The sequence below is a fragment of the Pseudomonas sp. PS02303 genome (assembly GCF_029959925.1).
Lineage (GTDB): Bacteria > Pseudomonadota > Gammaproteobacteria > Pseudomonadales > Pseudomonadaceae > Aquipseudomonas > Aquipseudomonas mandelii.
In genome coordinates this window covers 1-21,222 of record NZ_JASCOM010000101.1, presented here as the reverse complement: position 1 = coordinate 21,222, position 21,222 = coordinate 1, and the positions used below count along the sequence as shown (strand labels likewise).

24 protein-coding genes are annotated in these 21,222 nt (G+C 57.8%); 10 read left to right on the top strand and 14 right to left on the bottom strand.

All coding sequences use genetic code 11. From position 1 onward, the window contains the following. Nucleotides 1-185: 185 nt before the first annotated feature. Together bfr and QMX98_RS20325 are read right to left on the bottom strand one after the other, a co-directional pair. Complete coding sequence (gene bfr, locus QMX98_RS20330) at nucleotides 186-659, bottom strand: bacterioferritin (protein ID WP_010457685.1); 474 nt, start codon at nucleotides 657-659, stop codon at nucleotides 186-188. A 199-nt stretch (nucleotides 660-858) separates the two neighbouring features. Then, entirely contained in the window at nucleotides 859-1,077 is a 219-nt protein-coding gene (locus QMX98_RS20325) for a bacterioferritin-associated ferredoxin (protein ID WP_007943567.1), read from the bottom strand. Nucleotides 1,078-1,392: 315 nt separating this feature from the next. Between QMX98_RS20325 and QMX98_RS20320 the strand changes: the two genes are divergently transcribed. Continuing rightward, nucleotides 1,393-1,995 carry a peroxiredoxin gene (locus QMX98_RS20320; protein WP_010457682.1) on the top strand — a complete coding sequence of 201 codons (603 nt, stop codon included), beginning with the start codon at nucleotides 1,393-1,395 and terminating at the stop codon, nucleotides 1,993-1,995. Between the two features lie 75 nt (nucleotides 1,996-2,070). Here the strand turns inward: QMX98_RS20320 and rnt are convergent, their stop codons facing one another. Both rnt and pyrC read right to left on the bottom strand, forming a co-directional pair. Continuing rightward, nucleotides 2,071-2,748 carry a ribonuclease T gene (rnt, locus tag QMX98_RS20315; protein WP_008155580.1) on the bottom strand — a complete coding sequence of 226 codons (678 nt, stop codon included), beginning with the start codon at nucleotides 2,746-2,748 and terminating at the stop codon, nucleotides 2,071-2,073. Further along, a complete protein-coding gene (gene pyrC, locus QMX98_RS20310; protein ID WP_010457678.1) occupies nucleotides 2,745-3,791 on the bottom strand; it encodes a dihydroorotase in 1,047 nt (348 codons plus the stop codon). The genes rnt and pyrC overlap by 4 nt, the downstream gene beginning before the upstream one ends. A 157-nt stretch (nucleotides 3,792-3,948) precedes the next feature. On the opposite strand from pyrC, the gene QMX98_RS20305 reads away from it, so the two are divergent. Together QMX98_RS20305 and QMX98_RS20300 are read left to right on the top strand one after the other, a co-directional pair. Beyond that, entirely contained in the window at nucleotides 3,949-4,857 is a 909-nt protein-coding gene (locus tag QMX98_RS20305; RefSeq protein WP_010457676.1) for an OmpA family protein, read from the top strand. Nucleotides 4,858-4,986: 129 nt separating this feature from the next. Then, the gene (locus QMX98_RS20300) at nucleotides 4,987-6,204 is read left to right on the top strand and encodes an argininosuccinate synthase (protein ID WP_007898502.1); all 1,218 of its coding nucleotides are present in this window, start codon (nucleotides 4,987-4,989) and stop codon (nucleotides 6,202-6,204) included. A 183-nt stretch (nucleotides 6,205-6,387) separates the two neighbouring features. On the opposite strand, the gene QMX98_RS20295 is transcribed toward QMX98_RS20300, so the two are convergent. After that, on the bottom strand, nucleotides 6,388-6,957 hold the full coding sequence (locus QMX98_RS20295) for a hypothetical protein (protein WP_221107222.1): 570 nt from the start codon (nucleotides 6,955-6,957) through the stop codon (nucleotides 6,388-6,390). 113 nt (nucleotides 6,958-7,070) lie between these two features. Here QMX98_RS20295 and QMX98_RS20290 point away from each other — a divergent pair, with 113 nt between their 5' ends. Both QMX98_RS20290 and QMX98_RS20285 read left to right on the top strand, forming a co-directional pair. Continuing rightward, nucleotides 7,071-7,274, top strand: coding sequence for a hypothetical protein (locus QMX98_RS20290; RefSeq protein ID WP_282411311.1), 204 nt, complete (start codon nucleotides 7,071-7,073; stop codon nucleotides 7,272-7,274). A gap of 282 nt (nucleotides 7,275-7,556) precedes the next feature. After that, on the top strand, nucleotides 7,557-8,183 hold the full coding sequence (locus tag QMX98_RS20285; RefSeq protein WP_010457667.1) for a response regulator transcription factor: 627 nt from the start codon (nucleotides 7,557-7,559) through the stop codon (nucleotides 8,181-8,183). A 94-nt stretch (nucleotides 8,184-8,277) separates the two neighbouring features. Here the strand turns inward: QMX98_RS20285 and QMX98_RS20280 are convergent, their stop codons facing one another. From QMX98_RS20280 to metG, 8 genes are all read right to left on the bottom strand, one after another. After that, nucleotides 8,278-8,457: a hypothetical protein gene (locus QMX98_RS20280; RefSeq protein WP_010457665.1), complete on the bottom strand. Its 180-nt coding sequence runs from the start codon at nucleotides 8,455-8,457 to the stop codon at nucleotides 8,278-8,280. 107 nt (nucleotides 8,458-8,564) lie between these two features. Further along, nucleotides 8,565-9,203: an endonuclease III gene (nth, locus tag QMX98_RS20275; protein ID WP_083375850.1), complete on the bottom strand. Its 639-nt coding sequence runs from the start codon at nucleotides 9,201-9,203 to the stop codon at nucleotides 8,565-8,567. A 25-nt stretch (nucleotides 9,204-9,228) separates the two neighbouring features. Continuing rightward, complete coding sequence (locus tag QMX98_RS20270) at nucleotides 9,229-9,738, bottom strand: Rnf-Nqr domain containing protein (protein WP_221107219.1); 510 nt, start codon at nucleotides 9,736-9,738, stop codon at nucleotides 9,229-9,231. Next, nucleotides 9,731-10,342 (bottom strand): RnfABCDGE type electron transport complex subunit G, encoded by a 612-nt coding sequence (locus tag QMX98_RS20265; protein ID WP_221107217.1) that lies wholly within the window; start codon nucleotides 10,340-10,342, stop codon nucleotides 9,731-9,733. Before QMX98_RS20265 ends, QMX98_RS20270 begins: the two co-directional genes overlap by 8 nt. Further along, nucleotides 10,339-11,322, bottom strand: coding sequence for an RnfABCDGE type electron transport complex subunit D (locus tag QMX98_RS20260; protein WP_154501512.1), 984 nt, complete (start codon nucleotides 11,320-11,322; stop codon nucleotides 10,339-10,341). The genes QMX98_RS20265 and QMX98_RS20260 overlap by 4 nt, the downstream gene beginning before the upstream one ends. Further along, nucleotides 11,309-12,325: an electron transport complex subunit RsxB gene (gene rsxB / locus QMX98_RS20255; RefSeq protein WP_083375854.1), complete on the bottom strand. Its 1,017-nt coding sequence runs from the start codon at nucleotides 12,323-12,325 to the stop codon at nucleotides 11,309-11,311. The genes QMX98_RS20260 and rsxB overlap by 14 nt, the downstream gene beginning before the upstream one ends. Further along, the gene (locus tag QMX98_RS20250) at nucleotides 12,322-12,891 is read right to left on the bottom strand and encodes an Rnf-Nqr domain containing protein (protein ID WP_145308546.1); all 570 of its coding nucleotides are present in this window, start codon (nucleotides 12,889-12,891) and stop codon (nucleotides 12,322-12,324) included. Before QMX98_RS20250 ends, rsxB begins: the two co-directional genes overlap by 4 nt. Nucleotides 12,892-13,034: 143 nt before the next feature. After that, nucleotides 13,035-15,086 carry a methionine--tRNA ligase gene (gene metG / locus QMX98_RS20245; protein WP_010457653.1) on the bottom strand — a complete coding sequence of 684 codons (2,052 nt, stop codon included), beginning with the start codon at nucleotides 15,084-15,086 and terminating at the stop codon, nucleotides 13,035-13,037. Nucleotides 15,087-15,413: 327 nt separating this feature from the next. Between metG and apbC the strand changes: the two genes are divergently transcribed. Further along, on the top strand, nucleotides 15,414-16,508 hold the full coding sequence (gene apbC, locus QMX98_RS20240) for an iron-sulfur cluster carrier protein ApbC (RefSeq protein WP_010457651.1): 1,095 nt from the start codon (nucleotides 15,414-15,416) through the stop codon (nucleotides 16,506-16,508). Nucleotides 16,509-16,633: 125 nt separating this feature from the next. Here the strand turns inward: apbC and QMX98_RS20235 are convergent, their stop codons facing one another. Next, nucleotides 16,634-17,392 (bottom strand): SDR family oxidoreductase, encoded by a 759-nt coding sequence (locus tag QMX98_RS20235; protein WP_077749886.1) that lies wholly within the window; start codon nucleotides 17,390-17,392, stop codon nucleotides 16,634-16,636. A gap of 166 nt (nucleotides 17,393-17,558) precedes the next feature. On the opposite strand from QMX98_RS20235, the gene QMX98_RS20230 reads away from it, so the two are divergent. The 4 genes from QMX98_RS20230 to groL all read left to right on the top strand — a co-directional run bounded on the left by QMX98_RS20230 (nucleotide 17,559) and on the right by groL (nucleotide 21,068). Continuing rightward, on the top strand, nucleotides 17,559-18,290 hold the full coding sequence (locus QMX98_RS20230; RefSeq protein WP_169857910.1) for a HugZ family protein: 732 nt from the start codon (nucleotides 17,559-17,561) through the stop codon (nucleotides 18,288-18,290). A 66-nt stretch (nucleotides 18,291-18,356) separates the two neighbouring features. Then, nucleotides 18,357-18,833 (top strand): FxsA family protein, encoded by a 477-nt coding sequence (locus tag QMX98_RS20225; RefSeq protein ID WP_010457646.1) that lies wholly within the window; start codon nucleotides 18,357-18,359, stop codon nucleotides 18,831-18,833. A 248-nt stretch (nucleotides 18,834-19,081) separates the two neighbouring features. Continuing rightward, a complete protein-coding gene (locus QMX98_RS20220) occupies nucleotides 19,082-19,375 on the top strand; it encodes a co-chaperone GroES (RefSeq protein WP_007948593.1) in 294 nt (97 codons plus the stop codon). A gap of 49 nt (nucleotides 19,376-19,424) precedes the next feature. Continuing rightward, a complete protein-coding gene (gene groL, locus QMX98_RS20215) occupies nucleotides 19,425-21,068 on the top strand; it encodes a chaperonin GroEL (protein WP_008155543.1) in 1,644 nt (547 codons plus the stop codon). Nucleotides 21,069-21,222 lie beyond the last annotated feature (154 nt).

Below are 21,222 nucleotides of genomic sequence, written 5' to 3'. Positions count from 1 at the left end.
CGGTACAACATTCAGCACATAAGTTGACTGGACTACCGCTTTCGCGAGCAAGCTTCGCTCCTGCAGATGTTTCGTCCTGAAACAGGTGCAAACCTTGTTCAGGACGAGACAAAGGGCATTAAAAAGCCCCGCCTCTATAAAAGAGTGCGGGGCTTTTTATTGTCTCGAGTTTAGCGGGCGCTAACTTACTCTTCGCCCATCTGCGATTGCAGATAGTTCTCAAGACCGATTTTATCGATCAGGCCCAGTTGAGTTTCCAGCCAGTCGATGTGTTCTTCTTCGGACTCAAGGATATCTTCGAGCAATTCACGGCTACCGAAGTCACCCACGGTTTCGCAATGAGCGATGGCAACCTTGAGGTCGGCATGACCAGTTTTCTCAATACGCAGGTCGCATTCGAGCATCTCCTGGGTGTGTTCGCCGATCTGCAGCTTGCCCAGGTCCTGGACGTTCGGCAGGCCTTCGAGGAACAGGATGCGCTTGATCAGCTTGTCCGCGTGTTTCATCTCGTCGATGGATTCGTGGTATTCGTGCTTGCCGAGCTTGTTCAGACCCCAATCTTCGTACATGCGCGCATGCAGAAAATATTGATTGATCGCGACCAGCTCATTGGCAAGGATCTTGTTGAGATGCTGGATGACTGTAATGTCGCCTTTCATGATGGGGTCCTGCCCTGTATTAGCTGTCAATAAGGCGGAGTTTGAGCTGCACAACTAAGAGTGTCAAACCTAAGTTATTGAAACTTAAATGAAAATTAATCGGAATAAGAATGTTTGTGTTCCGCGTCTAGAGCGTAAGCAGTTGATTTTCAGACATAAAAAAACCGGACATCAAGTCCGGTTCTTTGGAATAGGGTAGTTACGCGGCAGTAAATTCTACAGGGAAAGGAATCGCAGCCTGGGCCGATTGCAATTTGGTCAGGGTTTCACGCACCACTTCCTTGGCAAGGCAGGCGCATTTACCGCATTGGCTGGCTACGCCAGTGGCCTGGCGGACTTCTTTGTAGCTGCAGCAACCTTCATAGATTGCATCGCGGATTTGACCGTCGGTGACGCCAGTGCAGAGGCAGACATACATAAGCTAAGAACCGTCGCTGGTGGTGACTCAGTTGCGATGGATCTTAATGTTAACGAGAATGATTGTCAAAGTGCTTTCTGAAAGCTTCGCGTTATAAGCGAGTATGACTGACGAACGGTTTTCATCCAGGCGTCTGCCATCACCTGCTGCGACGACCAATTTGACGCGCGGTTGAAAAACCGTTGAGGACAGCCCAAAAACGCCGTGTATGATGGTCGGTCCTTGCGAAGGGGGGCGTGTCACAGGGCTGTCGCCTGAGGGTGGCAGGCTGACACGAACCCAGTTCTTCACGATATATAGACCAGGAGATATTCAATGAGCGTACTCGTAGGCAAACAAGCCCCGGACTTCACCGTACCTGCCGTCCTCGGCAATGGCGAAATCGTTGACAGCTACACCTTGTCCTCGGCCATCAAAGGCAAATACGGCCTGGTGTTCTTCTACCCACTGGACTTCACCTTCGTTTGCCCGTCCGAGCTGATCGCTCTGGACAACCGCATGGCTGACTTCAAGGCGCGCAACGTTGAAGTGGTCGCGGTGTCGATCGATTCGCACTTCACCCACAACGCATGGCGCAACACCCCGGTGAACAATGGCGGTATCGGCCAGGTTCGTTACACCATGGCTGCCGACATGAAGCACGAAATCGCCAAGGCCTACGACGTTGAGTCCGAAGGCGGCGTGGCTTTCCGTGGCGCGTTCCTGATCGACGACAAAGGCGTTGTCCGTTCGCAGATCATCAACGACCTGCCGCTGGGCCGTAACATGGAAGAGCTGATCCGTCTGGTCGACGCGCTGCAATTCCACGAAGAGCACGGCGAAGTCTGCCCTGCCAACTGGAAAAAAGGCGACAAAGGCATGACTGCTTCGACCGAAGGCGTCGCGGCTTACCTGACCGAGAACGCTGCTGCGCTGTAAGGCACGTTCGAGGCATAAAAAAACCGGCCACTGAGGCCGGTTTTTTTATGGTCGGGAGAAATTCAGCGACAGGGATCAGTCGTTGAAGTCTTCCCAGCCGCCCATTTGTTTCCAGCGATTGACGATGCCGCAGAACAGCTCGGCCGTCTTCTCGGTGTCGTAGCGCGCCGAGTGAGCCTCACGACCGTCGAAGTCGATGTCCGCCGCCTGGCAAGCCTTGGCCAGTACGGTTTGACCGTAAGCCAGGCCAGCGAGGGTCGCGGTATCGAAACTGGAGAATGGGTGAAACGGGTTACGTTTCATGTCCAGGCGTGCGACAGCGGCGTTGAGGAAACCCAGGTCAAAGCTGCTGTTGTGCCCAACCAGAATTGCCCGTTTGCAGCCGTTGGCTTTCAGGGCCTTGCGGATACCACGGAAGATATCGGTCAGGGCCGTTTCTTCGCTCACCGCCATACGCAGCGGGTGATCGAGTTTGATCCCGGTGAATTCCAGCGCCGCGGCTTCAATGTTCGCGCCTTCAAAAGGTTCGACGCGGAAGAAATAGGTGTGATCGGGATACACAAAGCCTTTTTCATCCATGGCGATCGTGGTCGCGGCGATTTCCAGCAGGGCGTCAGTGGCAGAGTTGAAACCACCGGTTTCAACGTCGACAACAACTGGCAGGTATCCACGGAAGCGCTCAGCCATGGGGTGGCGCGAACCACCTCCGCCGCCTTGACCGTCCTGTTCGTCGTCGAAATGGTCTTCACTCACGCGTGTTCCTCCAGCAGGCGCCAGCGCAGTTTTTCACCGGCGCGCAGCGGGATTACGGTCAGCTCGCCAAATGGCAGGCTGGTTGGGGCGGTCCACTCATCGCGGACCAGGGTGATGCGATCGGTGTTCACCGGCAGGCCATAGAAGCGCGGGCCGTTGAGGCTGGCGAAGGCTTCAAGCTTGTCCAGCGCGTTGCGTTGTTCAAAGGCTTCGGCGTACATCTCGATCGCCGCATAAGCGGTGTAGCAACCGGCACAGCCGCAGGCCGCTTCTTTGGCGTGCTGGGCGTGAGGCGCCGAGTCGGTGCCGAGGAAGAACTTGTTGCTGCCGCTGGTGGCTGCGTCGAGCAGGGCTTCCTGGTGGGTGTTGCGCTTGAGGATCGGCAGGCAATAGAAGTGCGGCCGAATCCCGCCCACCAGCATGTGATTGCGGTTGTACAGCAGGTGATGCACGGTGATGGTCGCGCCAACGTTGGCCGAAGCCTCGTTGACGAACTGCACGGCGTCCGCGGTGGTGATGTGTTCAAACACCACTTTGAGCGTCGGGAAACGCTCGACCACACGACGCATATGCTCATCGATGAAGATTTTTTCGCGGTCGAACACATCGACATCGCCGCGGGTGACTTCACCGTGAATCAGCAAGGGCATCCCGACGTCGGCCATGGCCTCAAGTGCAGGGAAGATCTTGTCGATACTGGTGACACCCGAGTCCGAGTTGGTGGTCGCGCCGGCCGGGTACAGCTTGGCGGCGTAAACGAAACCGCTGGCCTTGGCCTCGCGAATTTCGTCGGGCTGGGTGCGGTCGGTCAGGTACAGCACCATCAACGGTTCGAAACGACTGCCGGCCGGACGTGCAGCGAGAATCCGCTGGCGATAGCCGTCGGCTTCAGCGGCGTTACGCACCGGAGGTACCAGGTTGGGCATGATGATGGCGCGACCAAAGGTGCGCGCGACATCCGCAACGGTATTGGTCAACACAGCACCATCGCGAAGATGAATATGCCAGTCGTCGGGACGCAGCAGGGTCAGGCGGTCGGACATGAGGGGATTCCAGGCGGGTCAAACTCTGGGGAATGCTACCGGAAAAGACTCTCTCAGGCACTCGCTATCAAGTTTTGCAGGAAGCTTCCGATATCCAACAGGTATGCCGTAAATATGTGTGTCGGTCTTTTTGTTGTAGAAGCCAGTGGAGCCTCCCGTGCGCCAGCGTTATTTAGCCTTGCTCAGTGTGTTTGCCAGCCTCCCTGCGATGGCGCTCACTTTCCAGACACGTCTGGAGAGCATCGAGTGGACGGTCGAAGGTGACAAGTTCGAATGCCGCCTGACTCAACCGATTACCGATTTCGGTTCGGGTGAATTCGTGCGCCGCGCCGGCGAGCAGGCGACGTTTCGTCTGAAAGCCTACAACGCGATGATCGGTGGCGGTTCAGCAACCCTGCTGGCGGCCGCTGCGCCGTGGCAGCCGGGACGTGGCGACATCAATCTGGGATCGGTGAGAATCGGCAGCGGCAACGTGTTGTTCAACAGTTCGCAAGTTCAGGCCGGTCGCCTGATCAGCGGGTTGATGGATGGCCGCAGTCCGGTCATCCGGCATTCATCTGGTGATGGCCGCGTCTCTGAAGTGCGCCTGTTGCCGGTCAAGTTCAGCAAGGCCTTCAACGACTACCAGGGTTGCGTGGCGAAACTGCTGCCGAAGAATTTCGAGCAGGTCAAACAGTCCGAGATCGGTTTCCCGGGTGAAGGCGTTGATCTTGATTCGCAAGCCAAGGCGCAGTTGCAGGTGATGCTGGAGTTCATGAAAGCGGATCCGACGGTCAATCACATCGAACTCGACGGGCACTCCGACAACAGCGGCAATCGCCTGACCAACCGCGAGCTGTCACGCCGCCGGGCGTTGGCGGTGATGGACTATTTCAAGGCCAATGGCATCCAGGAATCGCAGATCACCCTGCGTTTCCACGGTGAGCGCTACCCTGTGGCGCCGAACACCAGCGCCACCAACCGCGCGAAGAATCGCCGGGTCGCGGTGCGCCTGGAGCGGGTGGCACCGACCGAGAAAGTCGCGCCTCAAACCACGACGCCGGGAAGCTCTTCGGCGACATCCTGAGTTTGCTGAATTCGTCGCTCGCTCGACAGAATCTGTCGCTTCGTCGTCATAAGCTGTCGCGCCTCTGTAAATTATTCCGTATGACCGGTAGACTTCACGGCTTTCCGTAGAACCCCGTGGAGTGATGGCATGGCGGACGTAAACAAGGTCGTTCTGGCGTATTCCGGCGGCCTGGACACTTCGGTGATCCTCAAGTGGCTGCAGGATACTTATAACTGTGAAGTGGTGACCTTTACCGCTGACCTGGGTCAGGGCGAAGAGGTTGAACCTGCACGCGCCAAGGCTCAGGCCATGGGCGTGAAAGAGATCTACATCGACGATCTGCGCGAAGAATTCGTGCGCGATTTCGTTTTCCCGATGTTCCGCGCCAACACCGTTTACGAAGGCGAGTACCTGCTGGGTACTTCCATCGCTCGCCCGTTGATCGCCAAACGCCTGATCGAAATCGCCAACGAAACCGGCGCTGACGCCATTTCCCACGGCGCCACCGGCAAGGGTAACGACCAGGTTCGTTTTGAACTGGGCGCCTACGCACTGAAGCCTGGCGTGAAAGTGATCGCCCCTTGGCGCGAATGGGACCTGCTCTCGCGTGAAAAGCTGATGGATTATGCTGAAAAGCACAATATCCCGATCGAGCGTCACGGCAAGAAAAAATCCCCGTACTCGATGGATGCCAACCTGCTGCACATTTCCTATGAAGGCGGCGTGCTGGAAGACACCTGGACCGAGCACGAAGAAGACATGTGGAAATGGACCGTCTCCCCGGAGAAGGCTCCAGACAAGGCGCAGTACCTGGAACTGACCTACCGCAACGGCGACATCGTGGCACTGGACGGCGTCGAAATGACCCCGGCCACCGTGCTGGCGACCCTGAACCGTATCGGTGGCGAACACGGTATCGGCCGTCTCGACATCGTCGAGAACCGTTACGTGGGCATGAAGTCCCGTGGTTGCTACGAAACTCCTGGCGGCACCATCATGCTGCGCGCTCACCGTGCGATCGAATCGATCACTCTGGACCGCGAAGTGGCTCACCTCAAAGACGAGCTGATGCCTAAATACGCCAGCCTGATCTACACCGGTTACTGGTGGAGCCCTGAGCGTCTGATGCTGCAGCAGATGATCGATGCGTCCCAGGCACACGTGAACGGCGTTGTGCGCCTGAAGCTGTACAAGGGCAATGTGATCGTCACCGGTCGCAAGTCCGACGAATCGTTGTTCGATGCCAACATCGCGACCTTCGAAGAAGACGGCGGCGCCTATAACCAAGCCGACGCAGCGGGCTTCATCAAGCTCAACGCCTTGCGCATGCGCATTGCTGCGAACAAAGGCCGGAAGCTTTTCTGAGATCTCTGAAGCTGCAACGACGGTAATGGAAATGTGGCCTTGTCAGTGACAAGGCCACATTTCTGAAAGAGGGATTTTTCCTGCCGGGTATCATGTATCAACTTTCTTGTTGTTGTTACAAATAAGCTTTCGTCTGCTTTACTCTCCGACTGCCCGTCGCAATCGGTCTTCTGCTATTGGCGCTCAAGCCATCGTCGTCATGCCATGTGAGCTCAAATTGTAGGCAACCCAGAACGTAGTGCTATTGCGTTTCTTTGTTTGTTTCGAATGCTTGTGTGCGACTTCCTTCAGCAACGCCTCTGAATCAGTACAGGTTAGGAACACGATCACGCGCGCAGGGTTTTCCTGTGGTTGCTGGATCTTTTCCATCAAGGTGTTGAAGTCCATTTTGTTGCTCATCCATCGTGCATCGACGATGTGCAGATCCTTTAGCAACACCGATGAGCGTAAGGGGTGCTCAATCAAATGCTCGGGTGTATTGACTTGCGCGTGATCGGCATCGGTCATGGCCTTGATGAAATGCTTGCCTTTCTCAAAATCAGAGGGCGCGTAAAGCGATCGATAGTTGAAGTTGAGTGTGGCGAAGAATAGGAAGAGCAAATAAAAGGGAAAGCTGATAAGAAACCAGATATAGATCTCTCGTTCCTTATTGTCGAGAAATGGAAGAGAAATAGCAGCCGAAGTTTCAGACAGTGTTGCAAATATCGCAATGATTGTCATGGGGTTGGAAATTCTTGTTTTGAGTTTGTTCATGTTGTTTGCTCATGGAAGATTGTCTGTTCTCGATCAATTTATGGAGAGGTTTCGGGTGTCGGTAAGTTGCCGGGGTCGGGAAAGCGGTCTGCTGTTTTGGTGGTGTCCTTTTAGTGGATTTGTTAATGGGGGGTCATAGTAGCTGTATTATTTGCGCCTCGGGTATTTTTGTTATTGTTGTTTTGGAAAGTGCAGCGTTTATTGCTGTTTCTGAAGTGTTGCCTGGTGTAAGGGTTGTTGTAATTGAATTAGTAGCCACGTCTTGGTTTTTAACGAGCGAGTGTGAATGTTTGCCTGAAAATATCGGTTGTTTTTAAGCGTAGCTCAATCGTCAGCGTCTGTCGGATCCTTCGGTCAACCTCTGGTTTCTTTGATTTCCTGATGTAAATCGATACAAAAACACTTTTGAAAGCGCCGTGCCGCCGGGGCGGTAAAATTTAAGACACACAGTATTCGTCTGATTTTTGTAAGACATGTCCTGCTTGTTTGTAGGGAATGTCTTTCGCTGCGGGTGGCCGAGGGGGGCGGCATGCCACGGATGAAACGACTAGGCTATTGTGCGGGCTCTAAAAATTCGAACAGCGAAATTGGACTTGCCCATGAATAAAGTGCTGATCGTGGATGATCACCCCGTCATTCGTCTTGCGGTACGTATGCTGATGGAACGTCATGGCTACGAAGTCATTGCAGAAACAGATAACGGTGTGGATGCGTTACAACTTGCCCGCGAACTTATGCCGGATATTGTCATTCTGGATATTGGGATACCGAAGCTGGACGGGCTGGAAGTCATTGCGCGTCTGACAACAACAGCGATGCCTCTTAAAGTGCTGATCCTGACCTCTCAGGCCCCCGGACATTTTTCCATGCGTTGCATGCAGTCGGGGGCCGCTGGGTATGTCTGCAAACAACAGGATCTCACTGAATTGCTCAGTGCGATAAAGGCCGTGCTTTCGGGCTACAGCTACTTTCCGAATCAAGCGCTGCATACCGTTCGTTCCAGTCTCGGGAATGCCAGTGAAGCCGATATGGTGGATCGTCTGTCCGGGCGCGAAATGATGGTGTTGCAACAGTTGGCTCGAGGAAAGACAAACAAGGAGATTGCCGATGGCATGTTCCTCAGCAATAAAACGGTCAGTACTTACAAGACACGCCTGTTGTTGAAGCTCAATGCTCGCTCATTGGTTGATCTGATCGAACTCGCTCAACGTAATGGACTGGTATGAACGCACTGGCGATTGACGAGGCGTGATGAAAGGGCGTTCATCGGGGGCGGGCAGCACTCAGTAAAAAGCCTCCGTTTCGGGAGGCTTTCAGGTGTCAAAGGTCAAAATCGTAATCGGCCAACTGCTTTTGCAGTCGACGCTCCTCCAGCAGATTGTCAATGGTGCGGCGTTTGCTCAGGTTGGTCTTCGCCACTTCAACCACCGGTTCAGCATCATCGGTCTCAACAGGTGTGAAGTCGTCTTCTACGTCCAATTGCTCTTTGCCAGTGCTCATAAGGTTAACTCCAGGCTAAGACTGCCTTTGGCGCTCCTTATATCGACAAACTCCCGGCGGGTAAAAAAGATTTTTTCAATCGATGGATCAATAAAACTAATACTGCCTCAATCGTCCGAGGTCTTTTGCTTGTATTCGCACAGGTCTTCGATCCGGCAGCTCCCGCAACGAGGCTTGCGGGCCAGGCAAACGTAGCGTCCATGAAGGATCAGCCAATGGTGTGAATCGAGCAGGTATTGCTTGGGGACAAACTTCATCAGCTTCATCTCCACCTCGACCACGTTTTTGCCCGGTGCAATGCCCGTGCGGTTGCTGACTCGGAAAATGTGGGTGTCCACGGCCATCGTCAGTTGCCGGAAAGCGGTATTGAGCACCACGTTGGCGGTCTTGCGGCCTACGCCGGGCAGCGCCTCCAGTTCCTCTCGGGTTTGCGGAACCTCGCCACCATGGCGCTCAACCAGCAAACGACAGGTTTCGATCACGTTTTTCGCTTTGCTGTTGAACAGGCCGATGGTCTTGATGTATTCCGACAGCCCTTCGACGCCCAAGGCATAGATCGCCGCCGGCGTGTTGGCCACCGGATAGAGTCTGGCGGTGGCTTTGTTCACACCGACATCGGTCGACTGGGCGGACAGAATGACCGCAATCAGCAATTCGAACGGCGAGGAATAGGCCAGTTCGGTCTTCGGTTCCGGGTTGTCTTCGTGAAACCTGCGGAAAATTTCCAGACGTTTTGCGGCATTCATGGACAGTGCGTTTCCTCGAAGTCGGTCAGTGTGAGGGAGTCGGTCGGTGCCAGGCCTGCCAGGCGGCGATCAGCAGTCCCAAGAGAATGAATCCGCCAGGGACCAGCGTGGCCAGGTGCAGACCGCCGTTGCCGATCACCTCGCGCAGCAGGCCTAGCCCCACCAATAGCGCGCCAAACAGGCCACACAAACGCAGGCGATCAAGCCGCGGTTCCTGGAAAAAACCATTGTGCTCCAGCACCACACATTGCAAGGCGATCAATCCTGCATAGATCCCCGTGTGCTGATGCCATTGAAGTGACCCGACCTGCGCGGCCAGTTCCGCGCAACTGGTCAACGTGGCGGCCAACAGGATGCTGGCAAGCAAGCGGGTGGACGGGATCAGCCGTGCTCGCAAGGTGGCCATGCTGAGGTCATATGCATTGATCACTACGAAGAACATCAGCCACAGGCCGAGAGCGGTCGGCCAGGCCTGCGTAGCGCCGATCAGAGGCGCAAGCATCAGAGAGTTGCGCAGTGTCGATGTCTTATTCATGCGCACTGCTCCCGATTAGCTGTTGCGGGTGTTCGTCGAAGAAACGCAACGCGTCATGAACGGCGCTGATCACCGCCCGTGAAGTAATGGTCGCGCCCGCTATCTGATCGAATTGACCCTGGTCTTTTCTCAAGGCCCAGCCGGTGTCGCCGGGGTCGTTTCGCGACTTGCCAGTAAACACCTGAAGCCAGGTATTGGGCCAGTCGGCGATCTTGCCGCCCAGGGCTGGGGTTTCCGATTGCTTGAGGGTCTTGACCCCCAGCAACTTGCCGTTGGCGCCGATGGCGATCAGCAGCTCGATGGAGCCCTCGTAGCCCAAGGTCTGGCTGCGCAGCAACACCGCGCTCGGTTGGCTGGCCTTGGTCGCCAAATAGCCGCCCAGCAGCGTGCTGTTGGGCAGCCGGATGTTTTCGAGGGCGAGTGGCTGGTCCAACGGCTGATTGTCGTAGCTGTCTGGCGGTAGCAGGTCCAGCAGGTTGCGGCTGTCGATCAAGCGCTGTTGCGCACTGATACGCGGTTCGCTGGCGTGCTGCACGACGTACGTCACGCCAATTCCCAACCCGGCCAGCAACACCAGCATCAGAACGCTCGTCGCTCGGTTCATGGGGCCATCTGCTCCTGCCTGGACGCGACTAACCGCTCCAGCGCCGGGACGCCAAGGTTCATCAGCAACACGGCAAACGCTACACCGTCGGGGTATCCGCCCCAGGTACGAATCAGGTAAGTAAGTATTCCCACGCCGGCACCGAACAACAATCGGGCACCGGGGCTCTTCGCGCCGGACACCGGCTCGGTGGCAATAAAAAACGCGCCCAGCATGGTCGCGCCGGTGAGCAGGTGAAACAGCGGCGAGCCATGGGAGTCGGAGCCCGAACCGTTCCAGCACAGCAGGCTGATGATGAACAGACTGGCAAGCATGCCGACCGGTGCATGCCAGGTGAACACCCGCCGTTGCAGAAGAAACGCGCCGCCAGCGAGAAAGGCCAGGTTGACCCATTCCACACCGCGTCCGCCGAAATGGCCGAACGCCGGATTGCTCGCGAAGAGTTCATCCATGGTCAGGCTTTTGTTGATTCGCAGGCTGTCCAGCGCCGTGGCCTGGGCCCAGGCATCTGGCGCCTGGCCGAAGCCGAAGACCTGTTGCAAGCCACCGAGCAGACTCATGCCGTGGGCCGACGGCCAGAGGGTCATCTGTTGGGGAAACGTAACCAGCACCAGGGCAAAACCAAGCATCGCCGGGTTGAACGGATTTTTGCCAACCCCGCCATAAAGGTGTTTACCGAGCAGGGCGAATGCCGCCGCACTGACCGTCAGCCACCACGGGCAATAAGGCGGCAAGGCCAAGGCCAGCAACGTCGCGCTGACGAGCGCGCTGCCGTCGCTCAGCGTTGGCTTGATCGATTGCTTGCGCAGGTGCAGCACCGCAGCTTCAACCGCCAATGCGGTAACAGCCGTCAAAATCAGGTTGATCAACACGCCCCAGCCATACAACCAGAACAACGCCAGCATGCCCGGCACCGTGGCCAGCAACACCAGCTTCATGGCCTGCTGAAGGCGTTCGTCCACCGATTCAAGGGGCGACATAGGCATCCACCTGACGCTCGGCGTCCATCACAGCGCGTTCCAGCGCTGCAATCTGTTCAGCTGCGGCTTCGCCGGTTCGCGCCTTGTTGAGTTCGGCGCGGCGCATGGCCAGCTGGATCTTCGCCCGTTTCAGCTCGGCATCCTTCGCTGGCGCGGCGGGTGCCGGTGCGGGGATGGGCGGCGCGCTGCTTTCCAGCTTGGCCAAGGCTTGCTCTGCCATCTCGAATTGCTGTTGCAGCACGATCAATTGCGACTGCTGCTCGAAGGTCGGCGGATGCCCGAACGCCTTGAGCGACTTGTTCAGTTGCGCACGACTCATCGCCAGGTCGATCTTGGCTTTTTTCAACGCCGCATCGGCGTTTGCCGCTTTCTGCGCACGCACCCGCTCAAGCGCAGCCTGAACCGGGTCGAGCGTCGGCACTTCGTTTTGCGGCGTGGCGCGTTGAGCGCGGGCCTGACGTTCGGCGAGTTTCTGCTCTTCCTCGCGGCGCAAACGGGCGTTGCGCTGTTCGAAGCGCCGCCGCGCATGATTGCGTTTGGCGGTGCGCGCCCGTTGTTCCTCAAGGCTGAACGCCAGGCCACCAACAATCGGCAGCACCGTGGCCAAAGGCAGTGGCCGCATTTCGATGCAATCCACCGGGCACGGCGCGACACACAGGTCGCAACCGGTGCATTCGTCGATGATCACCGTGTGCATCAATTTGGCGGCACCGACGATGGCATCCACCGGACACGCCTGGATGCATTTGGTGCAACCGATGCATTCGGCTTCGCGGATGTAAGCGATCTGCGCCGGTGCCGAGCCGCGGCTGACGTCCAGTTCCAGCACCGGCACTTGCAGCAACTCGGCCAGCGCCGAGATGGTTTCGCTGCCCCCTGGCGGGCACTTGTTGATCGGCTCGCCGCTGGCGATGCCTTCGGCGTAAGGCTTGCATCCGGGGTGGCCGCACTTGCCGCATTGGGTCTGCGGCAAGAGGGCGTCGATGCGTTGAATCAGACTCATGTTTTGATCAGCCCGCTGAATCCGAGAAAAGCCACTGCGATCAGTCCGGCGCCGATCAGTTCGATCGGCAGGCCGCGAAAGGGCAGGGGAATATCATTTTCGATTGTGCGCTGGCGCAAGTCACTGAACAGGCTGAGCACCAGCCAGAACCCCAGTCCTGCACCGAGGCACAGGGCGGTGGCGTGGAAGAATCCTTTGTCGTCCTGAGCGTTGAGCAATGCCAGCCCCAGCACACCCGCGTTGCCCAGCAGCAACGGCCAGAGGCCATCAAACGCAAGCTTTGGAAGTAACCGGGAAAGCGCTTTCAGCAGCGGGCCGATCAGCAATACGCTCAAGGGCAGGAACACGAAAAGACGCAGCGAAGCCAGTTCCAGCGGCACCAGCAGCCAGTGATAAGCCGGGTAGCCCAGTATGCCGACCATCAGCATCAGACACGTCGTCGCAATGCCCAATGCATGAACCTGATCGCGCTCGCTGCCCAGCAGCGGATCGACGCCCAGCGGCCAGTGCAACACGAGGTTGTTGATCAGGGCGGCGCTGATAAGCGTAAGCAGCATCTCGGTCATGATTGTGCCGGTAGAAAGAGGGCTTTTTAACAGAGCGTTCTAAAAAGCTTAGGCATTATCCGGGAAGGACGGAGGGTGGGGCCTGATATGAAAATCCCACAGTCGCGCCAGGCACGACTGTGGGATCGATTTAGCGCAGAAACTTACTTGATGCGCTGACCCGGCTTGGCGCCGCTGTCGGGGCTGAGCAGGTAGATTTCTTCTCCACCAGGGCCGGCTGCCATCACCATGCCTTCGGAGATGCCGAACTTCATTTTCCGTGGCTTGAGGTTGGCGATCATCATGGTCAGACGGCCATTGAGCTTGGACGGATCCGGATAAGCGCTCTTGATCCCGGAGAACACGTTGCGTTGCTCGTCACCGATGTCCAGGGTCAGGCGCAGCAGCTTGTCGGCACCTTCCACGTGTTCAGCCTTGACGATCAAGGCAACGCGCAGGTCGATCGCGGCGAAGGCGTCGAAATCGATTTCGGGCGACAGCGGATCCTTGGCCAGTTCGCCATTGCCGGCAGGCGCGGCATTGCCGGTGTCGGTTGCGCTGGCGGTCAGGTCTTCTTTCGATGCATCGCTCATGGCTTGGACTTTTACCGGGTCGATACGGGTCATCAACGGCTTGAACTCGTTCAGTTGATGGTTGCTGAGCAAGGTCGCGTGGTCATTCCAGGTCAGCGGCGCGACGTTGAGGAACGCCTCGGCGTCGGCGGCCAGCAGCGGCAGCACCGGTTTGAGGAAGATCACCAGTTGGCGGAACAGGTTCACGCCCAGGGCGCAGATGGCCTGGACTTCGTCCTGCTTGCCTTCCTGTTTGTTCAGCGACCACGGTGCCTTGTCGGCGATCCAGGCGTTGGCACGGTCGGCCAGGCCCATGATCTCGCGCATGGCACGGGCGAAGTCGCGCGCCTCGTAGGCCTCGGCAATGCTTGGCGCTGCGGCCAGGAACGCTTCGGTCAGTTCCGGTGCGGCGTTGCCGGCCACCAGCACACCGCCGTTACCCTTGTGGATAAACCCGGCGCAACGGCTGGCGATGTTGACGACTTTGCCGACCAGATCGGAGTTGACCTTCTGCACGAAGTCTTCGAGGTTCAGGTCCAGGTCATCGACGCCACGGCTCAGCTTCGCAGCGTAGTAGTAGCGCAGGTATTCCGGCGACAGGTGGTCCAGGTAAGTCCGGGCTTTGATAAAAGTGCCGCGGGACTTGGACATTTTCTGACCATTGACGGTCAGGTAGCCGTGCACGTTGATGCCGGTCGGCTTGCGGAAACCGGCGCCTTCGAGCATCGCTGGCCAAAACAGGGCGTGGAAGTTGACGATGTCCTTGCCGATGAAATGGTACAGCTCGGCGGTGGAGTCCTTACCCCAGAACGCGTCGAAATCCAGTTCCGGACGGCGGGCGCAGAGGTTCTTGAAGCTGGCCATATAGCCGATCGGCGCGTCCAGCCAGACGTAGAAGTATTTGCCTGGCTCGTCGGGGATCTCGAAGCCGAAGTACGGCGCATCGCGGGAGATGTCCCACTGTTGCAGGCCGGCATCCAGCCATTCGGCGATCTTGTTCGCCACGGCTTCTTGCAGGGTGCCGCTGCGGGTCCAGGCTTGCAGCATTTCCTGGAAATCCGGCAGCTTGAAGAAGAAGTGCTGGGAATCCTTGAGCACCGGAGTGGCACCAGAGATCGCCGACTTCGGATCCTTCAGGTCGGTGGGTGCGTAGGTTGCACCGCATTTTTCGCAGTTGTCGCCGTACTGGTCTTCAGTGCCGCATTTCGGGCAGGTGCCCTTGATGAAGCGGTCGGCCAGGAACATTTTCTTTTCCGGGTCGAAGTACTGAGTGATCGAGCGCTGGGCGATGTGCCCGGCGTCGCGCAGCTTGAGGTAGATCTGGCTCGACAGCTCACGGTTTTCTTCGGCGTGAGTGGAGTGGAAGTTGTCGAAGTCCACCAGGAACTCGGCAAAGTCGGCGCTGTGTTCAGCCTGGACGTTGGCGATCAGTTGTTCCGGGGTGATGCCTTCCTTTTCCGCGCGCAGCATGATGGCCGAACCATGGGCGTCGTCGGCGCAGACATAAATGCATTGGTTGCCGCGGTGCTTCTGGAAGCGCACCCACATATCGGTCTGGATGTATTCCAGCATGTGGCCAAGATGGATCGAACCATTGGCATAGGGCAGGGCGCTGGTGACGAGGATCTTGCGTGGCTCGGACATGGGGCTCGGCTACTTGATGAAACGGAGGTCGGCCACTATAAAGCGCCGGCGCATATTTTTCACCCCGTCAGCCTGTTTCCGGTTGCATCGAATGCCCAAACCTGTGCACAGGCAGTCTGAGCGTGAAAATGCTTCTGTGGCGAGGGAGCTTGCTCCCGCTGGGTGGCGAAGCCGCCCCAAACCCTCCAACCCGTTTTCGGCGCAAGGAGTGCGTCTGCCTGATTGCGACTGCTTCGCAGCCGAGCGGGAGCAAGCTCCCTCGCCACAAATGTATGTCCGGCGTAGGATAACCCCCCTGATTTTCCAGTCTTGCTATCGGAGTTGCCCATGAGCGCCGTCAATCGCGCAGCGGTGGAAGCCGTCCTTCGCCAATACACCGACCCTTATCTGAACCAGGACCCAGTCAGCGCCGGGTGTGTGCGCAGCATCGACATCCAGGGCGATCGCGTCAGCGTGCAACTGGAACTGGGCTACGCCGCCGGTCTGTTCAAGAGTGGCTGGTCGCAAATGTTGCAAATGGCGATCGAAGGCCTCGACGGCGTGACGAGCGCTCGCGTTGACATCACCAGCGTGATCGCCGCGCACAAGGCCCAGGCGCAAATCCCGGGCCTGGCCAACGTCAAGAACGTGGTCGCCGTGGCGTCCGGCAAGGGCGGCGTGGGCAAGTCCACCACCGCCGCCAACCTCGCGCTGGCCCTGGCCCGTGAAGGGGCCAAGGTCGGGATTCTCGACGCGGACATCTACGGTCCGAGCCAGGGCATCATGTTCGGCATCCCCGAAGGCACCCGACCGAAGGTCAAGGATCAGAAATGGTTCGTGCCGATTGAATCCCATGGCGTTGAAGTGATGTCGATGGCGTTCCTGACCGACGACAACACGCCGATGGTCTGGCGTGGACCGATGGTTTCCGGCGCATTGTTGCAACTGGTCACGCAAACCGCCTGGGGCGATCTGGATTACCTGGTCATCGACATGCCACCAGGCACCGGTGATATCCAGCTGACTCTGGCGCAGAAAGTCCCGGTGGCTGGCGCGGTGATCGTTACCACGCCGCAAGATCTGGCATTGCTGGACGCACGCAAGGGCGTGGAGATGTTCCGCAAGGTCAACATCCCGGTGCTCGGTGTGGTGGAAAACATGGCCGTGCACATCTGCTCCAACTGCGGGCATGCCGAGCATCTGTTTGGTGAGGGCGGAGGGGTGAAGCTGGCCAACCAGTATGGCGTCGAACTGCTGGCGTCGTTGCCGCTGGCAATGGCTATCCGTGAACAGGCCGATGGCGGCAAGCCTACGGTGATCGCCGAACCTGACAGCCCGATTGCCCTGGTGTACCAGGAACTCGCCCGCCACGTCGGCGCGCGAATTGTGTTGCAGGAAGCGGTGTCGCCGGCGATGCCGAACATCACCATCAGCGACGATTGATGGCCTCAAACACAACTAACTGTGGGAGCTAGCCTGCTAGCGATAGCGGATTCACATTCAACAAATAAGTTGACTGAACCCGCTCAATCGCTAGCAGGCTAGCGCCCACATTGATCTATGAGGCCTTAGATCCGCAGCCCGCCATCCATTTCCAGAATCCGGCCGGTGTAGTAGTCGTTCTCGAAAATGTACGCCGCCGAATGGGCGATCTCTTCCGGTTTGCCCATGCGCTTGAGCGGGATCCCGGCCGTCATCTTCTCCAGCGCTTCAGGCTTCATGCCCAACGTCATCTCGGTTTCGATAAAGCCCGGTGCAATGCCAGCCACGCGAATGCCATAACGCGCCAGCTCCTTGGCCCAGGTCACGGTTGCCGCGGCCACGCCAGCCTTGGCGGCGGAGTAGTTGGTCTGGCCGACGTTGCCGGCGCGGGAGATCGAGGAGATATTGATGATCGCGCCGCTGTTGTTCAGCTCGACCATTTTTGCCGCGACTTCACGGGTGCACAGGAACACGCCGGTCAGGTTGACGTCGATGACCGCCTGCCATTGGGCCAGGCTCATCTTGGTCATTTCGCCATCCTTGACCTTCAGCAGCAGGCCGTCGCGCAGGATGCCGGCGTTGTTGATCAATCCATGAATCGCGCCGAAATCTTCGGCCACCTGGGCGACCATATGCGTCACTTGCTCTTCGTTGGCAACGTTGCACAGGTAAGCCCGAGCTTCTACGCCCTTGGCTTTGCACGCCGCGACGGTGTCGTCGAGCTTTTCCTGGTTCAGGTCCACCAGCGCCAGCTTCGCGCCTTTACCCGCGAAATACTCGGCCATGGAACGGCCTAAACCCTGGCAACCGCCAGTGATAATGATTACTTTGTCAGTGAGTTGCATTCGCATGCCCCAATAGCAGGTTCAGAGTGGTTTCCTTCCTAGAGGGCCTCTCGATCTGCACCTGATGTGGCCTGGTTGCACATGAGAACTGCCCCGATGGCGTACTGGAACTTATCCCCAGGCGCCTGTCCGTTTTTTCGACGGATTCTATATAAGGAGTCATAAATTGAGCGTTGAAGCGGCCAAGAATGCCCGAGAATTGCTTCTCAAGGAATACCGCGGGGTGCTGTCGACGCACTCCAAGTCGATGCCCGGTTTCCCGTTTGGCTCCGTGGTTCCGTATTGCCTGGACGAGCAGGGCCGGCCGCTGATCCTTATCAGCCGCATCGCCCAGCACACCCATAACCTGCAGAAAGATCCGAAATGCTCGCTTTTTGTGGGCGAACGTGAGGCCGACGATGTGCAAGCCGTTGGTCGCCTGACTTATCTCGCCGAAGCAGAAAAGCTCGAAGACGAGGCCTCGATCGAAGCGGCGGCCGAGCGTTACTACCGCTATTTCCCGGAGTCGCAGAGCTACCACAAGGCCCACGATTTCGATTTCTGGGTGCTCAAGCCTGTGCGTCACCGTTACATCGGCGGTTTCGGTGCGATTCACTGGGTCGACCAACTGACCCTGGCCAATCCGTTCGCCGGCAAAGCCGAACTGAGCATGGTCGAGCACATGAACGCCGATCACGCCAAAGCCATCGCCCACTACGTCGATTTGGCGGGGCTGCCGAAAACCGAGCCGGCGCAACTGGCGGGTATCGACAGCGAAGGCATGCACCTACGCATTGGCCAGGCCCTGTACTGGCTGCCGTTCCAGGCAACTTGTAATACGCCGACACAAGTGCGCGAAGCCTTGGTTTTCCTGGCTCACGCCGAGCATTGGCCGAAAAATGAAGTGGCTGACGCTTGAATTCACGAAACGGCGACGTCATCTAGGGAAGACTGGCAAGGCATTCTTGCGTTGAGGAACCATTTGATGCGCCCTTTTTTATTGCTCTTTGTACTGTTTCCGGTGTTGGAGCTGTTCGTGTTCGTCAAGGTCAGCGGGGCCATCGGGTTTTTCCCGGCCCTGCTGCTGATCATTCTCGGCTCGATGCTCGGCGTGTTCGTGCTGCGCATCGCCGGTCTGGCCACTGCGTTGCGTGCGCGTGAAAGCCTGAACCGCGGCGAGTTGCCGGCCCAGACCATGCTTGAAGGCTTGATGCTGGCCCTGGCGGGCGGTCTGTTGATTCTGCCGGGCTTCGTCACGGACGTGCTGGGTCTGATCATGCTGCTGCCGATCTCCCGTCGACTGCTGGCCAATAAAATGCGCCAGCGCGCTGAAGAGGCAGCGATCCGCCAGCGGGCGTTTGCCGATGATCTTCAACCACGTGGCGGTCCTGCTCCGCAGCAGCCGCTGGGCCGCGAGCCGAACGTAATCGAAGGCGAGTTCGAACACCGCGATTCCAAGTAAAGCGTTTCAGCTGCACGGCACCTTCGGGTGCCGTGTTCGTTTTCGGGGCATTGATGCAAAAAAATTTCGATCCCCGCCCTTGTAATAAGCTTATGCGCCCTTATGTAACGGTCACCGCAAGGTTTCTGGCGATCACGCCAGACAGACTTCCGCGGTTCGCTTGACGAACCGCACCCGGCACCGCCGGATTTGTTAAACCCGCCGGGAATACACCGGCCGATGAAAACCACAATTAGGAGAGATCGACAATGAAGCTTCGTCCTCTGCATGACCGCGTCGTCGTCCGTCGCAGCGAAGAAGAAAAGAAAACCGCTGGCGGTATCGTCCTGCCAGGTTCGGCTGCTGAAAAGCCAAACCAGGGCGAAGTCCTCGCTGTAGGCCCGGGCAAAGTCCTGGACAACGGTGAAGTGCGTGCGCTGTCCGTGAAAGTGGGTGACAAGGTTGTGTTCGGCCCTTACTCCGGCAGCAACACTGTGAAAGTTGACGGCGAAGACCTGCTGGTCATCGGCGAGAGCGAAATCCTCGCTGTTGTCGAAGGCTGATTCCCCGCTCATTTTCCCGTTACTACAAAGTATTTAAGGAATATCGATCATGGCTGCTAAAGAAGTTAAATTCGGCGATTCCGCCCGCAAGAAAATGCTCGCCGGTGTCAACGTCCTGGCTGACGCAGTAAAAGCGACCCTGGGCCCTAAAGGCCGTAACGTGATCATCGAGAAGAGCTTCGGCGCTCCGACCATCACCAAGGACGGCGTGTCCGTTGCCAAAGAAATCGAGCTGAAAGATCGCTTCGAAAACATGGGCGCGCAGCTGGTCAAAGACGTTGCCTCCCGTGCCAACGATGACGCAGGCGACGGCACCACCACCGCTACCGTTCTGGCTCAGTCGATCGTCAACGAAGGCCTGAAAGCCGTCGCTGCCGGCATGAACCCGATGGACCTGAAACGCGGCATCGACAAAGCGACCATCGCTATCGTCAAAGAGCTGAAAGCCCTGTCCAAGCCTTGCGCTGACACCAAGGCCATCGCTCAGGTCGGCACCATTTCGGCCAACTCCGACAGCTCCATCGGCGACATCATTGCCGAAGCCATGGAAAAAGTCGGTAAAGAAGGCGTGATCACCGTTGAAGAAGGCTCGGGCCTGGAAAACGAACTGTCGGTTGTTGAAGGCATGCAGTTCGACCGTGGCTACCTGTCCCCGTACTTCGTCAACAAGCCAGAGACCATGACTGCCGAGCTGGACGGTCCGCTGATCCTGCTGGTCGACAAAAAGATCTCGAACATCCGCGAAATGCTGCCAGTCCTGGAAGCCGTTGCCAAAGCCGGCCGTCCACTGCTGATCGTGGCCGAAGACGTTGAAGGCGAAGCCCTGGCGACTCTGGTTGTGAACAACATGCGTGGCATCGTTAAAGTCGCAGCCGTCAAGGCTCCAGGCTTCGGCGACCGTCGCAAGGCCATGCTGCAGGACATCGCTGTTCTGACTGGCGGTACCGTCATCTCCGAAGAGATCGGCCTGAGCCTGGAAAGCACTACCCTGGAACACCTGGGTAATGCCAAGCGCGTGATCCTGTCCAAAGAAAACACCACCGTGATCGACGGCGCCGGCGTTGAAGCTGACATCCAGGCTCGCGTTCTGCAGATCCGTCAGCAAGTGGCTGACACTTCGTCCGACTACGACCGTGAAAAACTGCAAGAGCGTCTGGCCAAGCTGTCCGGCGGCGTTGCAGTGATCAAGGTTGGCGCTGGTTCCGAAGTTGAAATGAAAGAGAAGAAAGCCCGCGTTGAAGACGCCCTGCACGCTACCCGTGCAGCCGTTGAAGAAGGCGTGGTACCTGGCGGCGGCGTGGCACTGGTTCGCGCTCTGCAGGCAATCTCCGAGCTCAAAGGCGACAACGATGACCAGAACGTTGGCATCCAGTTGCTGCGTCGCGCTGTAGAAGCGCCACTGCGCCAGATCGTTGCCAACTCCGGCGACGAGCCAAGCGTTGTGGTCGACAAGGTCAAGCAAGGTTCGGGTAACTACGGTTACAACGCTGCGACCGGCGAATACGGCGACATGATCGAAATGGGTATCCTGGACCCGGCTAAAGTGACTCGTTCGGCTCTGCAAGCGGCTTCGTCGATTGCCAGCCTGATGATCACTACCGAAGCCATGATCGCTGAGATCAAGGAAGACGGCCCAGCGGGTGGCGGCATGCCAGACATGGGCGGTATGGGCGGCATGGGCGGCATGATGTAAGCCAGCCTTACCCCGTACATGAAAACCCCGCCGGTGATGAACCGGCGGGGTTTTTTATTGCCCGGCATAAAGTTGTGTGGTTTTTAAGGGCCTCTTCGCGGGCAAGCCTCGCTCCTACAGGTCCAGCGAAATCCCTGTAGGAGCGAGGCTTGCC

Coding starts and splice junctions, on each gene's coding strand:
- QMX98_RS20265 (WP_221107217.1), bottom strand. CDS start 10,342: ATGAACCGAGCGACGAGCGTTCTGATGCTGGTGTTGCTGGCCGGGTTG.
- QMX98_RS20320 (WP_010457682.1), top strand. CDS start 1,393: ATGAGCGTACTCGTAGGCAAACAAGCCCCGGACTTCACCGTACCTGCC.
- QMX98_RS20225 (WP_010457646.1), top strand. CDS start 18,357: ATGCGCCCTTTTTTATTGCTCTTTGTACTGTTTCCGGTGTTGGAGCTG.
- QMX98_RS20280 (WP_010457665.1), bottom strand. CDS start 8,457: ATGAGCACTGGCAAAGAGCAATTGGACGTAGAAGACGACTTCACACCT.
- rsxB (WP_083375854.1), bottom strand. CDS start 12,325: ATGAGTCTGATTCAACGCATCGACGCCCTCTTGCCGCAGACCCAATGC.
- QMX98_RS20295 (WP_221107222.1), bottom strand. CDS start 6,957: ATGAACAAACTCAAAACAAGAATTTCCAACCCCATGACAATCATTGCG.
- nth (WP_083375850.1), bottom strand. CDS start 9,203: ATGAATGCCGCAAAACGTCTGGAAATTTTCCGCAGGTTTCACGAAGAC.
- groL (WP_008155543.1), top strand. CDS start 19,425: ATGGCTGCTAAAGAAGTTAAATTCGGCGATTCCGCCCGCAAGAAAATG.
- QMX98_RS20300 (WP_007898502.1), top strand. CDS start 4,987: ATGGCGGACGTAAACAAGGTCGTTCTGGCGTATTCCGGCGGCCTGGAC.
- QMX98_RS20285 (WP_010457667.1), top strand. CDS start 7,557: ATGAATAAAGTGCTGATCGTGGATGATCACCCCGTCATTCGTCTTGCG.
- QMX98_RS20325 (WP_007943567.1), bottom strand. CDS start 1,077: ATGTATGTCTGCCTCTGCACTGGCGTCACCGACGGTCAAATCCGCGAT.
- apbC (WP_010457651.1), top strand. CDS start 15,414: ATGAGCGCCGTCAATCGCGCAGCGGTGGAAGCCGTCCTTCGCCAATAC.
- QMX98_RS20270 (WP_221107219.1), bottom strand. CDS start 9,738: ATGAATAAGACATCGACACTGCGCAACTCTCTGATGCTTGCGCCTCTG.
- pyrC (WP_010457678.1), bottom strand. CDS start 3,791: ATGTCCGACCGCCTGACCCTGCTGCGTCCCGACGACTGGCATATTCAT.
- QMX98_RS20235 (WP_077749886.1), bottom strand. CDS start 17,392: ATGCAACTCACTGACAAAGTAATCATTATCACTGGCGGTTGCCAGGGT.
- QMX98_RS20260 (WP_154501512.1), bottom strand. CDS start 11,322: ATGTCGCCCCTTGAATCGGTGGACGAACGCCTTCAGCAGGCCATGAAG.
- QMX98_RS20250 (WP_145308546.1), bottom strand. CDS start 12,891: ATGACCGAGATGCTGCTTACGCTTATCAGCGCCGCCCTGATCAACAAC.
- metG (WP_010457653.1), bottom strand. CDS start 15,086: ATGTCCGAGCCACGCAAGATCCTCGTCACCAGCGCCCTGCCCTATGCC.
- QMX98_RS20220 (WP_007948593.1), top strand. CDS start 19,082: ATGAAGCTTCGTCCTCTGCATGACCGCGTCGTCGTCCGTCGCAGCGAA.
- bfr (WP_010457685.1), bottom strand. CDS start 659: ATGAAAGGCGACATTACAGTCATCCAGCATCTCAACAAGATCCTTGCC.